This window comes from Micromonospora antibiotica (assembly GCF_017599305.1).
GTDB classification, from domain to species: domain Bacteria; phylum Actinomycetota; class Actinomycetes; order Mycobacteriales; family Micromonosporaceae; genus Micromonospora; species Micromonospora antibiotica.
This window is the reverse complement of record NZ_JAGFWR010000002.1, coordinates 590,110-605,911: the sequence shown is the minus strand read 5'-3', so window position 1 is coordinate 605,911 and position 15,802 is coordinate 590,110. Positions and strand designations below refer to the sequence as shown.

Below are 15,802 nucleotides of genomic sequence, written 5' to 3'. Positions count from 1 at the left end.
CACGACGAAGGCCGCCGACCCCGCTGCGGGTCGGCGGCCTTCTCGCGTACGGGGACCGGGCATCGGGGCCCGGCAGCCGGCACCGAGCTGCGGTCAGCGCAGGCCGGCGGCGACGAGCAGGTTGCCCGCCGGGATCGGGGCGGTGACCCGGCCGGTGGCCATCCGCTGCTCGGCGCGCTGCGCGGTGAACGCGGCGTCCCCGGCGATCGCCGAGGCGTACGCCGTCGCGGTGCGGGCGGCGATCGCCGACCAGCCGTACTGCTCGTGGACCATGGCGCGGGCCCGGCGGGCGAGCACCCGGGCGCGTTCCCGGTCCGACAGCAGCGCGTGCACGGCCTCGGTGAGGTCGGCCGGGTCCTCCGGGGCGAAGGTCATCCCGGTCACCCCCGGCTCGACGATCTCGGCCAGCCCGCCGGTCTCGGCGACCGCGAGCGGTGCGCCGGCCGCCGCGCCCTCCAGGGCGACCATCCCGAACGGCTCGTAGATGCTGGGCACCGCGAAGCAGTCCGAGGCGGCCATCACGGCCGGCAGGTCGGTGCCGCCGAGGAAACCGGGCATGGCGACCGTGCCGCCCAACCCGAGCCGGCGCACCTCGGCCTCCAGCTCCGCCTTGTACGGCCCGTCGCCGACGATCACCGCGCGCAGGCCGGGGTGCCGCTCGCGCAGCCGGGGCAGGCCGGCGAGCAGGTGCTGGACGCCCTTCTCGTAGACCAGCCGGCCGGCGAAGGTGACCAGCGGCCCGTCCCCGGCGAACCGGGCGCGGGCCGCGGTGACCGCCGAGGTCGGCACCTTCCAGCGGTGCGGCTCGACCCCGTTGGGGACCACGTCGACCCGGGCGGTCGGCACGTCGAACAGCGCGCCCACCTCGTCGCGCATGTACCGGGAGCAGACGATGACCCGACCCGACTCGGCGGCCAGCCACTGCTCGACGCCGTGGATGGTCCGGTTCATCTCCCCCGGCAGCCAGCCCTGGTGCCGGCCGGCCTCGGTGGCGTGGATGGTGGTCACCAGCGGCACGTCCAGGTGGGCGCGCAACGTCATGGCGGTGTGCGCGACCAGCCAGTCGTGGGCGTGGATCACGTCGTACGCGCCGGACTCGGTGGCCCGCAGGGCGGCCCGGGTCAGGGTGTGGTTGAACGCCATCGTCCAGGCCAGCAGCGAGTCGGTGGCCAGCGGGAAGGTGACCGGGTCCTCGGTGGCCCGGACGATCCGCACGCCGTCGGCGTACTCCTCCAGCGCCGCGCCCTCGGTGTGCCGGGTGACGACGGTGACCTCGTGCCCGGCGGCGGCCAGGGCCACCGACAGGGCGTGCACGTGCCGGCCGAGCCCGCCCACCAGCACCGGCGGATACTCCCAGGAGAGCATCAGGATGCGCCGGGTGCGCGGGGGCACGCCGGAGCCGCCGCCCTGCTGGGGGACCTGGGGCCGGAAGGTGGGGGTGGGCCGGCGGGTCCGGTCCACAGCGGTCGCGAGCTGGTCGCTGACCCGCAGGGTGGTCACATCAATCTCCGTCCATGCGCACGCGATCACGCCGGCAGCGGTGACGGCGGGAGGGGGCGGTGGTGGGGGTGGCCGAGGGCCGAGTGGTGACGTGCCCGCGCGGGCGCGTCGCGTCTAGCAAAGGGCATCGGGCGGCTCGGCGCATCTCGAAAGGGCCTATCGTGACGGACGACACCTGACGGTGGGTGATCCCTCGGACGGGTGGAAATCGGGTGCCGTCCGAACGGGTGGATTGGCCGACCCGGCCACGGGGCATCAGTGGCGTGCGCATCGGCCGGTCCCCGACTCGGCAGGTGTGCTCATGATCATGGGCCGAAGGAGCGACATGCAGGTCTGGCCGGGTGAGCGTTATCCCCTGGGCGCCACCTACGACGGGATGGGCACCAACTTCGCGATCTTCTCGGAGGTCGCCGAGAAGATCGAGTTGTGCCTGTTCGACGAGTGGGACACCGGCGCGGAGCGCCGGGTCGAGCTGCGCGAGGTCGACGCGTACGTCTGGCACGCGTACATCCCCGGGATCGAGCCGGGCCAGCGGTACGGCTACCGGGTCCACGGCCCGTACGACCCCGCCAACGGCGTCCGGTGCAACCCGCACAAGCTGCTGCTCGACCCGTACGCCAAGGCGGTCGACGGGGAGGTCAGCTGGGATCCGGCGGTCTACGACTACGAGCTGGGCGGCGACCCGGACCGGATGTCGCAGACCGACTCGGCCCCGTTCATGCCCAAGTCGGTGGTGGTGAACCCGTACTTCGACTGGGGCAACGACCGGCCGCCGCGCACCCCGTACCACCACTCGGTGATCTACGAGGCGCACGTGCGCGGGCTCACCATGCGTCACCCCGGCATCCCGGAGGAGCTGCGCGGCACCTACGCGGCGATCGCCTCCCCGGTGATGATCGACTACTTCCGGCAGCTCGGGGTGACCGCGATCGAGCTGATGCCGGTGCACGAGTTCGTGCACGACCACCGGCTGGCCGACCTCGGCATGCGCAACTACTGGGGTTACAACAGCATCGGTTTCTTCGCCCCGCACCACGGCTACTCCGCGCTGGGCCGCCTCGGCCAGCAGGTGCAGGAGTTCCGGGGCATGGTCAAGGCGCTGCACGCCGCCGGCATCGAGGTCATCCTCGACGTGGTCTACAACCACACCGCCGAGGGCAACCACCTGGGGCCCACGCTGAGCTTCAAGGGCGTCGACGCCCCCAGCTACTACCGGCTGTCCGAAGAGGACCGCCGGTACTTCGTCGACTACACCGGCACCGGCAACAGCCTCAACGTGCGCAGCCCGCACTCCCTCCAGCTGATCATGGATTCGCTGCGGTACTGGGTGACCGAGATGCACGTCGACGGGTTCCGCTTCGACCTCGCCGCCACCCTGGCCCGCGAGTTCTACGAGGTGGACCGGCTGTCCACGTTCTTCGAGGTGGTGCAGCAGGACCCGGTGGTCAGCCAGGTGAAGCTGATCGCCGAGCCGTGGGACGTCGGCCCCGGCGGCTACCAGGTGGGCAACTTCCCACCCCTGTGGACGGAGTGGAACGGCAAGTACCGCGACACGGTGCGGGACTTCTGGCGCGGTGAGCCGGCCACCCTGGCCGAGTTCGCCTCCCGCATCTCCGGCTCGGCCGACCTCTACCAGGACGACGGCCGGCGCCCCTTCCACAGCATCAACTTCGTCACCTGTCACGACGGGTTCACCCTCAACGACCTGGTGTCCTACAACGACAAGCACAACGAGGCCAACGGCGAGGAGAACCGCGACGGCGAGGGCCACAACCGGTCCTGGAACTGCGGCGTCGAGGGGGAGACCGACGACGCCGGCATCACCGCCCTGCGGGCCCGGCAGCGCCGCAACTTCCTGGCCACCCTGATGCTCTCCCAGGGCGTGCCGATGCTCGGCCACGGCGACGAGCTGGGCCGCACCCAGCACGGCAACAACAACGCCTACTGCCAGGACAGCGAGCTGGCCTGGGTGGACTGGGAGCACGCCGACGACGACCTGCTGGCCTTCGTCCGGCGGCTCACCGACTTCCGCAACCGGCACCAGGTGTTCCGCCGCCGCCGGTTCTTCACCGGCCTGCCGGTGGGTGGCCGCAACGCCGAGGCGGGGCTGCCGGACCTGGCCTGGTACACCCCCGACGGCCGGGAGATGACCGGTGAGGACTGGGGCAACGACTTCGGCCGGTCGGTGGCCCTGTTCGTCAACGGCGACGGCATCCCCGAACGCGGCCAGTACGGCCAGCGGCACCGGGACTCCTCGTTCCTGCTCTGCTTCAACGCCCACGACGCGCCGCTGGACTTCACCCTGCCCGGTGCGGAGTTCGGGCAGCGCTGGGAGTTGGTGATCAGCACCGCGGAACCGGATCCGGAGAAGCCCACGGTGGTCGAGGCGGGCGGCGCGGTCTGCGTGCCGGACCGTTCCCTGGTGGTCCTGGAGAGGACGGTCTGACATGCCCGCGCAGCCCGCACCCGACTCGACGGCGACGGTCGGGTCGACGTACCGCATCCAGGTCCGACCCGGGTTCGACCTGGACACCACCGCCGGGCTGGCCGACTGGCTCGCCGACCTGGGCGTCACCCACCTCTACACCGCGCCGCTGCTCACCGCGACCCCCGGCTCCGCGCACGGCTACGACGTGGTCGACCACCGCGCGGTCAACCCGGAGCTGGGCGGGGAGGCCGGCCGGCAGCGGCTGGTCCGGGCATTGCGGGCGGCCGGGCTGGGCCTGGTCGTCGACATCGTGCCCAACCACGCCGGGGTCGCCCAGCCGGCCGCCAACCCGGCCTGGTGGGACGTGCTGCGCCGGGGCCGGGACTCGGCCTACGCCGACTGGTTCGACATCGACTGGGAGCGGGGGCGGCTGCTGCTGCCGGTGCTCGCCGACAGCCCCGACGCCCTCGACGACCTCAAGCTGGTCGACGGGGAACTGCGCTACCACGAGCACCGGTTCCCGGTCGCCGACGGCACCGCCGACGGCAGCCCCCGCGACGTGCACGACCGGCAGCACTACGAGCTGGTCTCCTGGCGGCGCGGTGACGCCGAGCTGACGTACCGCCGGTTCTTCGCCGTGTCCGACCTGGCCGGGCTGCGGGTGGAGGACCCGGCGGTCTTCGACGCCACCCACGCCGAGGTGCTGCGCTGGGTGGCCGCCGGTGAGGTCGACGGCATCCGCGTCGACCACCCCGACGGCCTGCGCGACCCGGCCGGCTACCTGACCCGGTTGCGGGCCGCCGCCCCGCACGCCTGGCTGGTGGTGGAGAAGATCCTGGAGTACGGCGAGGAGCTACCGGACTGGCCGGTCGACGGCACCACCGGCTACGACGCGCTGGCCGCGGTCTGCGGGCTGTTCGTCGACGGGCGGGCCGAGGGCGACTTCACCGCCCTCGACGCCCGGCTCACCGGTCATCACACCTCCTGGCAGGACCTCACCCACGCCACCAAGCTGGAAGCCGCCACCCGGCTGCTCGCCGCCGAGTTGGGCCGGCTCGCCTCCCTCGCCCCCGACCTCGACCGGGACGCCACCCGGGCGGCCCTGGCGGAGTTGGCCGCCTGCTTCCCGGTCTACCGGGGCTACCCGCCGCACGTGGCCCGGCACCTGGCCGCCGCCCGCGCCGAGGCGGGCCGCCGCCGGCCCGATCTCACCGCCACCCTCGACGCGGTGACCGCGCTGCTGCGCCGCCCCGAGCACGAGCTGGCCGCCCGGTTCCCGCAGCTCACCGGTGCGGTGATGGCCAAGGGGGTGGAGGACACCGCCTACTACCGGTGGAGCCGGTTCGTCGCGTTGAACGAGGTGGGTGGCTCGCCGGCCCACTTCGGGGTGCCGCCGGCGGAGTTCCACCGGTTCGCCGCCGCCCGGCAGGTCCGCTGGCCGACCAGCATGACCACGCTGTCCACCCACGACACCAAGCGCGGCGAGGACGTCCGGGCCCGGCTGGCCGTACTCGCCGAGCTGCCGGCCCGTTGGGCGGAGCAGGTGGGCGACTGGATGGCCCGTGCGCCGCTGGCCGATCCGGCCTTCGCCCACCTGCTGTGGCAGACCGCCGTGGGCGCCTGGCCGATCGACCGGGAGCGGCTGCACGCGTACGTGGAGAAGGCCGCCCGGGAGGCGTCGACGTCCACCAGCTGGGCCGACCCCGACCCGACCTTCGAACACGACCTGCACGCCCTGGTCGACCGGCTGTTCGACGACCCGCTGCTGCACGACGAGATCAGCGCGTTCGCCGCCGAGCTGACGCCGGCCGGCTGGTCCAACGCGCTGGGCCAGAAGCTGGTCCAGCTCGCCATGCCGGGGGTGCCCGACACCTACCAGGGCACCGAGTTGTGGGAGAACTCCCTGGTCGACCCGGACAACCGTCGCCCGGTCGACTTCGCCGTACGCCAGGAGATGCTGGCCCGGCTCGACGCCGGCTGGCAACCGGCGGTGGCCGCCGACGGCGCGGCCAAGCTGCTGGTGGTCTCCCGCACGCTGCGGTTGCGCCGTGACCACCCGGAGCTGTTCGCCGGCTACCGGCCGGTGGCCGCGCACGGGCCGGCCGCCGCCCACGTGGTCGCCTTCGACCGGGGTGGCGTGATCGCGGTGGCGACCCGGCTGCCGGTGGGGCTGGCCCGCGACGGCGGCTGGCGTGACACCCGCCTGTCGATGCCCGGCAACAGTGTTACCGACGTGTTCACCGGACGGGTCTACAGTGGTTCTGAGCTGCTCCTTCATGATCTGCTGAGCACCTACCCCGTCGCGCTCCTCGCGCCCACCGCCCTGCTGGCTCCCACCGACCCCGTGGAGGCTGCCGCATGACCGAGTTCACCGTCTGGGCGCCCGACGTCGCCCGGGTCCGGCTGCACCTGCCCGGCGTCGCCGACCACGACATGCGGGCCGGGCCGGACGGCTGGTGGCGGGTCGAGGTGCCCGCCGCCGGCCCCGGCACCGACTACGCGTTCCTGCTCGACGACGACGACACCCCGCTGCCCGACCCACGTTCGGCCTGGCAGCCGACCGGGGTGCACGGGCCGAGCCGACGCTACGACCACGCCGCCTTCGCCTGGACCGACCAGGGCTGGCCCGGCCGGCAACTGCCCGGCAGCATCCTCTACGAGCTGCACGTCGGTACGTTCACCCCGGAGGGCACCTTCGACGCGGCGATCGACCGCCTCGACCACCTGGTCGACCTCGGCGTCGACCTGATCGAGTTGCTGCCGGTGAACGCCTTCAACGGCGAACACAACTGGGGCTACGACGGGGTCTGCTGGTATGCCCCGCACCAGCCCTACGGCGGGCCGGACGGGCTGAAACGCCTGGTCGACGCCGCCCACGCCAGGGGGCTGGGGGTGATCCTCGACGTCGTCTACAACCATTTCGGGCCCTCCGGGGCCTACGCGCCGAGGTTCGCGCCCTACCTGACCGAGCAGGACAACTCCTGGGGCCGCACGGTCAACCTGGACGGCCCGCACTCCGACGGGGTACGCCGCTACATCGTCGACTCGGTGCTGATGTGGCTGCGCGACTACCACGTCGACGGCCTGCGGCTGGATGCCGTGCACGCGATGCCCGACACCCGCGCGGTGCACATCCTGGAGCAGGTGGCGGTCGAGGTGGAGGCGCTCGCCACCCACCTGGGCCGGCCGCTGTCGCTGATCGCCGAATCCGACCTCAACGACCCCCGGCTGATCACCGCCCGGGAGGCGGGCGGCTACGGCCTGCACGCGCAGTGGAACGACGACGCCCACCACGCCCTGCACACCCTGCTCACCGGGGAGCGGCAGGGCTACTACGGCGACTTCGGCTCGCTGGAGTGCCTGACCGACGTGCTGACCGGCGCGTTCTTCCACGCCGGCACCTGGTCCAGCTTCCGCAACCGCAGCCACGGCCGGCCGGTGGACCGGCACGCCACCCCCGGGCACCGGTTCGTGGCGTACCTGCAGAACCACGACCAGATCGGCAACCGGGCCACCGGCGACCGGATCTCCGCCGGCCTGTCGCCCGCGCTGCTGCGGGTCGGGGCGATGCTGCTGCTGACCGCGCCGTTCACCCCGATGCTGTTCATGGGGGAGGAGTGGGCGGCCAGCACGCCGTGGCAGTTCTTCACCAGCCATCCGGAGCCGGAGCTGGCGGCGGCGGTCGCGACCGGCCGGCGGCGGGAGTTCGCCGCGCACGGCTGGCCGCCGGGTGACGTGCCCGACCCGCAGGACCCGCAGACCTTCCTACGCTCCCGCCTGGACTGGGCCGAGCTGGACAAACCCGAACACCGCGAGATGTACGACTTCTACCGGCGGCTGATCGCCCTCCGCAAGAGCCGGCCCGACCTGGCCGACCCCCGCCTGCACCAGGTGGAGGTACGCCACGGCGACGAGTTCCTGGTGGTCCGCCGGGGCGGATGCCTGGTGGTGGCGAACCTCGCCGGTCGCCGCCAGCGGGTCACCCTGCCCGGGGTGGCCCGTCGGGTGCTGCTCACCACGGGGGAGGGCGTCACCGTGATGCGCGACCGGGTGGAGTTGCCGGCGGAGACGGCGGCGATCGTCGCGCTCTGAGCGCAACGCCCGTCGCCGCACGGTCTGCGGCTTTGGTTCGCGCGGTCTGCGGCTTTGGTTCGCGCGGTCCGCGATTGGGCTCGCGCCGGTCCCCGGTTCTCCGCTTGGTCCCCGGTTCTCCGCTCGGTCCGCTTGGTGCGCTCTGTTCCCGGCGCGGGTGCGCCCGGTTCTCGGGCTGACCCGCGCGGTGGGTGGTCACGCTGGGTCACGGTCGCGGCGGGAGCACCATGCGGGTGGAAGGTGTATGCCTGGCTGGCATATTTATGCCTGTGTGGCATAAGCCTGAGTGCACACATGTACTCCCCAGGTCCGACCTCCTGCCCGTCCGCGCGTCGCGATGAGCATTGCGCCTAGGCGGTGTGCTCAGGAGCCTTCGAACAACTTCCCGGTCACGTACGTGCCCTTGCCCTGTCGCCCCTGAAGCTCCCCGGTGATCTGGAGATGCTCGATCGCCCGCCGCACCGTGCCAACCTGAGCAGTCGTACTGCTGGGCAAGTGACGCCGGGGAGGCGGTCCACCGGCACGAACAGGTGATCCGTCGGGAGGGCTGGCGGCTCCTGCCGGCCGAGTACCGGGCCGCCTACCTGGTCGACGCCGCGCGGGCGTACCTCCGGGTCGGCGACCTGTTCGGGGCCGGTCGGGTGCTTGTCGACGCGGACGGCATCGCGCCGGCCGAGGTGCGGTGCCGGCCGGTGGCCCGTACGGTCATCGCCGAGCTGGCCCGGGGGCGGCCGTCGGGGGCCGGCGTCGCGCGACTGGCCACGCTGGTCGGCCTCACCACCCGGTGACCGGGGCTGCCCGCGGTGGTGGCCCGACCGGTCCGACCGGCCGGGCCACCCTCCGGAAACCGGCGGTTACAGGGTGACCTGCCGGCCGCCGAGGGTCACCACGAGCCGCCCGTCGGAGGCGAAGGCCCAACCGATGGCCCCGGTGTACGACGCGCAGCGGGAGCCGTTGCTGCCGTTCCAGAACTGGTTGGAGCTGTCGCTGTTGCCGACGATCTTGTCGTTGGACCCGCTGCCGCTGCGGCACGAGGTGTTGCTCCGGAACACCGAGCTGCCGCCGTCGAACGAGAAGTTGCGCTCGGTGTTGTCGATGCCCAGGTTGTTGGAGATCGACATCGAGCCGAGGTTGCGGTTGTAGGTGAAGCCGTGCTTGCCGTTGCGGTAGGCGATGGTCCGCCGTACGACGTGGTTGACGCCGATGTCCTCGCCGCCCAGCTTGAAGCCGTTGCGGTCACCGTTGCCGTTCTGCGTGCCGTTGCTGAGCGTGCCGTTGTTGTAGGCGAGCGAGTCCTCGATGGTGACCACGCCGATCGGGCCGGTGTCGGTCTTGGTGTAGAGGTCCCACCCGTCGTCGATGTTGTTGTGCGACACCGCGTACCGGAAAATGTTGCCGCTGCCCACGGTGAGCTTGGCGGCGAAGCCGTCGGCGTCCTCCCCGTCGGAGTCGGCGTTGTCGTGCGACTCGGCGCTGAGCACCAGGTTGTTGGCCGGCCACTGGTCGCGGGGGGTGCTGGAGGCGATCCGGGAGAGTTGCAGCCCGCTGTCGCGGTTGAAGCGGGTGACCGTGCGCTCGATGATGTTGTTGCTGCCGCCGACGAAGATCCCGTTGTCGCCGGCCCGCTCGACGACGAGGCCCTGGACGTGCCAGTACGACCCGTTCAGCGCCAGCCCCCGGTTGGCCGGGTCCTCGCTCATCGCCGAGAAGTTCAGCACCGGCTTCTCACCCGGGTAGGCGAACAGTTTCTTGCGGGCGCTGGCGGTGCCGTTGTTGCCCGGTTCGATGGTCACGGTCTGCGCCAGGTTGTACGTCCCGGCGCGGACGTAGATCGTCCCGCCGGCGGTGACCCGGGTGATGGCCGAGGCGAGCGTGGTCGGGTTCGTCTGGGTGCCGGCCGCACCGGCGCTGCCGTTCGGTGCCACGTACAGCGTGCTGCCCGACGGCGGGGGTGTCGTGGGCGGTGGGGTGGTCGGCGGCGGCGTGATCGGCGGGGGTGTCGTGGGTGGGGGTGTGGTGGGCGGGGGTGTCGTCGGGGGCGCGCTGGTGGGGGTGCCGGTGGTGGGGGTGACGCCGCCGGTGCAGGCCACCCCGTTGACCGCGAAGTTCGTCGGGACCGGGTTGCTGCCGGTCCAGGTGCCGTTGAAACCGAACGAGACCGTGCCGTTGGTGGCGACCGCCCCGTTGTAACCGGCGTTCGCGGCGCTGACCGTGCTGCCGCTCTGGCTGAACGTGGCGTTCCACCCCTGGTCGACGCGCTGCCCGGCACCGAACGTCCAGGTGGTCGTCCAGGCGCTGAGCGGGTCGCCCAGGTTGGTGAGGTTGACGCTCGCGGTGAAACCGCCGGACCACTGGGTGGACACCGTGTAGTCGATCCGGCAACCGGCGGCGGCCTGGGCGGCGTTCGCGGTGATCACGACTCCGGTCGCGGTGAGCGTCGTCGCCGCCACTGCGGACATCCACAGTGCCGTCCGACGCTGTCGGTAGATCATGGTCTTCTCCTGGGGGTTGGGGTACGAAGCCCGCCCTGCCCCGGGGCCGCCCCGGGAGGTGGTGGGTCGGCGCGTCAATCGAGGTAAGCGCTTTCCAAGGTACTGAGCATCGTCTATGCCGTCAATCCGCCCGTCCGCCCCGGCACCCCTCCACCCTGGGGAGGAGGCGGCCTCCGACCGGGGGCCGTGACCGGGGCTTCCGGTCGGGCGCGGCCGGGCCGGCGGCCGGCGAGGCTCGACACATGACTGAACTGATGTCCCGGGCGGCCGGCCGGCACCGCCCCCTGATGGTGCTCAGCGTGGCGGCGGCGGTGCTCGCCGTCGTCACCGCCGTCGGTGTGGTCGTCGACGGGCGGGTGCTCACCGGCGTGCCGATCTGGCTCAAGCCGTTCAAGTTCTCGGTGTCCTTCGCGCTCTACGCCGCCACCCTCGCCTGGATGCTGGCGCAACTGCCGCGCCGCAGCCGGCTCGCCGAGTGGTCGGCCAGCGTGGTGGTGGCGACGGCCCTGGTCGAGATGGTGGTGATCGTCGGGCAGGTGCTGCGCGGCACGACCAGCCACTACAACCAGACCACCCCGCTCAACGCCGCGCTCTGGCAGGTGATGGGAATAGCGATCATGGTGTTGTTCGCCGCGCACCTGATCGTCGCGGTGGTGCTGCTGGTACGGCGGCCCACCGACCGGGCCACCACCTGGGCGGTGGCTCTGGGGCTCGGCCTGTCCGCGCTGGGGATGCTGGCGGCGTTCCCGATGGTGGCCCAGGACCGGGCCGGGCCGGACGGGATCGCCGGGGCGCACAGCGTGGGCGTGCCGGACGGCGGGCCGGGCCTGCCGATCGTCGGGTGGAGCACCACCGGGGGCGACCTGCGGATCGGGCACTTCGTGGGGCTGCACGCCATGCAGGCGCTACCGATCCTGGCCTACCTGCTGCGCCGCTACCTGGGTCACTGGCTCGACGAGCGGAGCCGGGTCCGGCTGCTGGTCGTCGCGGGGGCCGGGTACGGCGTACTCACCGTGCTGTTGACCTGGCAGGCGCTGCGCGGGCAGCCGCTGCTGCGGCCGGACCTGGCCACCCTCACCGCGCTCGCCGCCCTGGCCGCGGCGACCACGGTCGCCGCGGTGGCGGTGGTGGCCCGGCGACGTCGCCCGGAACTGGCGCTGGCCGCGTGACCGCCACCTGGTTCACGCTGACCTTCGCGCTGGCCGCACCGTTCTGGGCGCTGATGATCCTGCTACCGGGCTGGTCGTGGACCATCCGGATCATCCGGTCGCCGCTGATCGTCCTGCCGGTCCTGGTGATCTACGCGGTGCTGGTGCTCCCGGCGCTCGGCGCGGTGCTCCCGGTGGTGACCTCACCGACCCTGACCGGGGTACGGGACCTGTTCGGCACCGACGTCGGCGCGGCGGCAGCCTGGGCGCACCTGATCGGGTTCGACCTGTTCGTCGGCCGGTGGGCGTGGCTCGACAGCCGGGACCGCGCCGTGCCGGCGCTGGTCATGGCCCCGGTGCTGGTGGCGACGATCCTGCTGGGACCCCTCGGCCTGGCCGGTTACCTGGTGCTGCGGACCCGCTGGGCCCACCCGAGCGGGGCAGCTGCCGCTCCCACCCCCCGATCCGTAGGCTGACCCCGTGGGTTGGGTCGGGCGACTGTTCGACGCACGGGACACTCTCGTGCGGATGCTGCTGCTCGATCTCAGTGGCCTCGGCTACCTCGTCTTCGGCACGCAGGCCGGTAAGCCGCCCACCGACGCCCAGTGGGCGCTGGCGGTGGTCGCGTTCGCCGTCGCGTTGCTCGCACACCGCCGGCCCCTGGTGAACCTGACAGTGCAGACCGGACTGCTGGTGGTCGCGGTCGTGGCCCTCGACGACACCACCATCAACCAGGTCGGGGCCAGCTGGGCGCTGCTCGAACTGACCATGCGGTCCCGTCGCCCACGTACCGGTTGGCTGGCCGCCGGCGGGCTGGCCGTGGTCACGGCGTTCGGCCCGTCCCCGTCGGGTCACGGGGCCCGGGGCATCGTCGGGACGGTGTTCGGGGTGCTGGTCTACGTCGGGCTGCCGCTGCTGGTCGGCACGGTGGTGCGTACCAACCGCGAACTCGCCCGGCAGGCCGAGGAACGGCTCCGGGCGGAACAGTTGCGACGCGAGTCGGACAACCGGGCGGCACGCGCCGACGAACGCAGCGCCATCGCCCGCGAGCTGCACGACGTGGTCGCGCACCATGTGGCGTCGATGGTGCTGCGTGTCGGTGTCGCCCGGCACGTCCTGACCGACCTCGGCCCCGGGGTGGGCGCGGTCTTCGACGACGTGCACGCGACCGGGACGGCGGCGTTGGCCGACCTGCGGGGGCTGGTCGCGGTGCTGCGTGATCCGGACGGGGCGCACGGGGACGCGGCACTGATCTCGATCGAGCCGGCGGCGTTGCCCACCGCGCTCGGCGCGGCGATCGACCGGGCCCGGCAGGCCGGGGTGACGGTGGAGGCGGAGGTCGATCCGGCGGTGGGCGCACTCGACGCGGTACGCGGGCTGGCGGTGCTCCGGTTGACCCAGGAGGCTCTGACGAACGTGGTGAAGCACGCCGGCACGTCCGCGCGGGCACGGCTGTCGGTGTCGGTCGTCGAGGACGCCGTCCACTGGGAGGTGTCCGACGACGGCCGGGGCTGGGCTCCGGCGGCGGTGCCGCCCGGTGGTGGACACGGTCTCACCGGCATGCGGGAACGCGTGGAGGTCCTCGGTGGGCGGTTGGACGCCGGGCCGGCCGGCACCGGCTGGCGGGTCCGGACCGTGCTGCCTGCCGGTGCGTCCCCCACCGGAGCGTCGCCCGGTGCCGGTGCGTCGCCGGCCGGTGCGGGCGCACGCCGGGCCGGGTGGGCCGGCCCGGCGTCCCCGCCGCCCGGTTCCGCCGGGCCGTACGCGGCGGGTCCGGCGTGATCCGGGTGCTGCTGGTCGACGACCAGCACCTCATCCGTGCGGGCCTGCGCATGCTCTGCGAGGCACAACCCGACATCGAGGTCGTCGGGGAGGCCGACAACGGCCGCGACGCGGTCACCCTGGCCGCCCGGCTCGTCCCCGACGTCGTGGTGATGGACCTGCGGATGCCCGGTGTCGACGGGATCACCGCGACCGGGCGCATCCTCGCCGACCGGCCCGGCACCCGGGTGCTGGTGTTGACGACGTTCGGCGACGACGACCATCTCTATCCCGCCCTGACCGCCGGTGCCTGCGGGTTCCTGCTCAAGGACGCCCCGCCTGCCGATCTGGTCGACGGGATCCGGCGGGCCGCCGCCGGAGCCAGCCCGTTCAGCGAGGAGGTGCTGCAGCGGTTGGTCGGTCGGGCGGTGCGGGCCCGCGTGCAGCCGCGCACACCGGTGACGGGCCTGACCGCCCGCGAGCGGGATGTCCTCGACCTGGTGGCCGAGGGGCTGTCCAACACCGAGATCGCCGACCGGCTGCACATCGGCGTGACCACCGTCAAGACCCACATCACCAGTCTGATGACCAAGACGGACAGCCCGAACCGGGTTCGCCTGGCGCTGTTCGCCCGGGGCGGCTGACCGCGCCCACCCGGGGGCGGCTGACGGGCCCACCCGGGACGGCTGACCGCGCCCACCGGGGGCGGCTGACCGGGCCGCCCGGCTGGGGTGGCTGTCGGTCGGCCCGGCTATCCTGCGCGACGCCGGGGGCGTCCCCGGCGAGGGCTCGGGTGGGAGGTCGGGTGACGGTCGGGGAGTCGTACTCGGTGGCGTTCCAGGTAGCCCTCCGCGCGGTGGTGCAGGAGACCGGCGCGGGCCGGATCGTCGCCCTGCGTGGCCTCGGCGAACTGGTGTCCGGCTGCCCCGGGCTGCGACCCCGGGCGGTCGCGGCTCTCGCCGACGGGCTGCGGGCACCGGTGGGGGCCGACGGGTGGGACGCCGACGCCCGGCGGGAGGCGGGCCGGGTGCTGGCCGCGCTGTTGCGCCCGGCGGCGGAGGCCCCGGCCGGGCCGGCGGACCCGACCGCCGATCCGGAACCGCCGCCCGCCGCCGACCTCGACCTGTGGGGGGCCACCCTGGTGGACCTCGACCTCTCCCGCGCGGTGCTGGGCGCGGCCCGGTTCGCCGACGCCCGGTTCCTCGGGACCACCTCGTTCGCCGACGTCCGGTTCACCGGCGACGCCGACTTCGCCCGCACCGTCTGGTCCGGCCCGGCCCGCTTCACCCGGGCCCGGTTCCTCGGCCACGCCGCATTCGGTCGGGCCCGGTTCCGCGCCGACGCCGACTTCACCGGGGCTCGGTTCGCCGCGTTCGCCTGGTTCGGCCGGGGCGAGGACGAGCTGTGGGAGGACGACCCGGCCTGGGAGACCATCGAGGAGACCTCCCCGGCACCCTGGGACGAGCCGAACGAGGACGACCCGCACTGGCCCGTCGCCGTGCTGATGGGTGACTACCAGGAGTGGAGCGAGGGCGGCGACGGTGCCCGGTTCGTCGGGCCGGTGTCGTTCCGGCAGGCCCGCTTCGCCGGTCCGGCCTGGTTCTTCAAGGCGCGGTTCGGGGCCGCCGCGACGTTCCGACGGGCCCGGTTCGGTGGGCCGGTCCACCTCGACCAACCCAGCGTGGACCTCACCGGCGCGACCTGGGCCGGTACGGCCGACGACGGGCCGGTGTGCTGGCCGCTCGGCTGGACGCCGGCACCGGCCGGGCCGGACGGGGCGCAGGTGGTGCCCGACGACGCCGTCCGCCCGTATTCGGGTCAGCTCGCCGACGCCGACCCGGACGTGCGCCGGGCGGGGCTGGCGGTCCTCGCCGACCTGGGTGACGCCCGGCCGGAGCTGCGGCAGCGGGTGGTGGACGCGGTCTGCGGCTACCTGCGTACCCCGCTGCCGTTCGACCTGGCCGGGCCCCGCACCGACGGGCAGGCCGCCGAGCTGGAGCTGCGGCGCACCGCGCAACGGATGCTCGCGGCGCGGCTGCGTCCGTCGACGCCCGCCCCGGGCGGGCCGCCGCACTGGCCGGGAACGGACCTCATGCTCTGCGGGGCCACCCTGGTCGACCTCGACCTCGGCGGTTGCCACGTCGGCCACGCCGATTTCACCGGCGCCCAGTTCCACGGCGACACCGGGTTCGCGGGGAGCGTCTTCACCGGGGCGACCTTCCGGCTCGGCGGCGGCGACGGGCAGGCGACGTTCCACGGTCCCGTCAGCTTCGCCGGGGCACGCCTCGACCGCCGACGCAGTGTGCGCGAGGTCCTCGGCGCGGTGGTGGGTCACTCCGGGATGGTGGTCGACGAGACGGCGTCTCCCCCGGGGTGAGCGT

11 protein-coding genes are annotated in these 15,802 nt (G+C 73.3%); 9 read left to right on the top strand and 2 right to left on the bottom strand.

The window, feature by feature from the left end; genetic code table 11:
- Nucleotides 1–93 precede the first annotated feature (93 nt).
- Nucleotides 94–1,500: a glycosyltransferase family 4 protein gene (locus JQN83_RS07645; RefSeq protein ID WP_208566327.1), complete on the bottom strand. Its 1,407-nt coding sequence runs from the start codon at nucleotides 1,498–1,500 to the stop codon at nucleotides 94–96.
- 325 nt (nucleotides 1,501–1,825) lie between these two features.
- Here JQN83_RS07645 and glgX point away from each other — a divergent pair, with 325 nt between their 5' ends.
- The 4 genes from glgX to JQN83_RS07625 all read left to right on the top strand — a co-directional run bounded on the left by glgX (nucleotide 1,826) and on the right by JQN83_RS07625 (nucleotide 8,808).
- The gene (gene glgX / locus JQN83_RS07640; protein ID WP_208566326.1) at nucleotides 1,826–3,946 is read left to right on the top strand and encodes a glycogen debranching protein GlgX; all 2,121 of its coding nucleotides are present in this window, start codon (nucleotides 1,826–1,828) and stop codon (nucleotides 3,944–3,946) included.
- 1 nt (nucleotide 3,947) lies between these two features.
- Nucleotides 3,948–6,290, top strand: a complete 2,343-nt coding sequence (gene treY / locus JQN83_RS07635; protein ID WP_208566325.1) for a malto-oligosyltrehalose synthase — start codon at nucleotides 3,948–3,950, stop codon at nucleotides 6,288–6,290.
- Nucleotides 6,287–8,020: a malto-oligosyltrehalose trehalohydrolase gene (gene treZ, locus JQN83_RS07630; RefSeq protein ID WP_208566324.1), complete on the top strand. Its 1,734-nt coding sequence runs from the start codon at nucleotides 6,287–6,289 to the stop codon at nucleotides 8,018–8,020. The genes treY and treZ overlap by 4 nt, the downstream gene beginning before the upstream one ends.
- A gap of 530 nt (nucleotides 8,021–8,550) precedes the next feature.
- Entirely contained in the window at nucleotides 8,551–8,808 is a 258-nt protein-coding gene (locus JQN83_RS07625; protein WP_244251863.1) for a hypothetical protein, read from the top strand.
- Between the two features lie 66 nt (nucleotides 8,809–8,874).
- Here the strand turns inward: JQN83_RS07625 and JQN83_RS07620 are convergent, their stop codons facing one another.
- Nucleotides 8,875–10,512, bottom strand: coding sequence for a cellulose-binding domain-containing protein (locus tag JQN83_RS07620; RefSeq protein WP_208566323.1), 1,638 nt, complete (start codon nucleotides 10,510–10,512; stop codon nucleotides 8,875–8,877).
- Between the two features lie 242 nt (nucleotides 10,513–10,754).
- Here JQN83_RS07620 and JQN83_RS07615 point away from each other — a divergent pair, with 242 nt between their 5' ends.
- From JQN83_RS07615 to JQN83_RS07595, 5 genes are all read left to right on the top strand, one after another.
- The gene (locus tag JQN83_RS07615) at nucleotides 10,755–11,681 is read left to right on the top strand and encodes a hypothetical protein (RefSeq protein WP_208566322.1); all 927 of its coding nucleotides are present in this window, start codon (nucleotides 10,755–10,757) and stop codon (nucleotides 11,679–11,681) included.
- Complete coding sequence (locus tag JQN83_RS07610) at nucleotides 11,678–12,136, top strand: ABA4-like family protein (RefSeq protein ID WP_208566321.1); 459 nt, start codon at nucleotides 11,678–11,680, stop codon at nucleotides 12,134–12,136. The genes JQN83_RS07615 and JQN83_RS07610 overlap by 4 nt, the downstream gene beginning before the upstream one ends.
- 52 nt (nucleotides 12,137–12,188) lie before the next feature.
- Entirely contained in the window at nucleotides 12,189–13,442 is a 1,254-nt protein-coding gene (locus JQN83_RS07605) for a sensor histidine kinase (RefSeq protein ID WP_244251862.1), read from the top strand.
- Entirely contained in the window at nucleotides 13,439–14,065 is a 627-nt protein-coding gene (locus JQN83_RS07600) for a response regulator transcription factor (protein ID WP_208566319.1), read from the top strand. Before JQN83_RS07605 ends, JQN83_RS07600 begins: the two co-directional genes overlap by 4 nt.
- Nucleotides 14,066–14,226: 161 nt before the next feature.
- A complete protein-coding gene (locus tag JQN83_RS07595; protein ID WP_208566318.1) occupies nucleotides 14,227–15,798 on the top strand; it encodes a pentapeptide repeat-containing protein in 1,572 nt (523 codons plus the stop codon).
- Nucleotides 15,799–15,802: the final 4 nt, after the last annotated feature.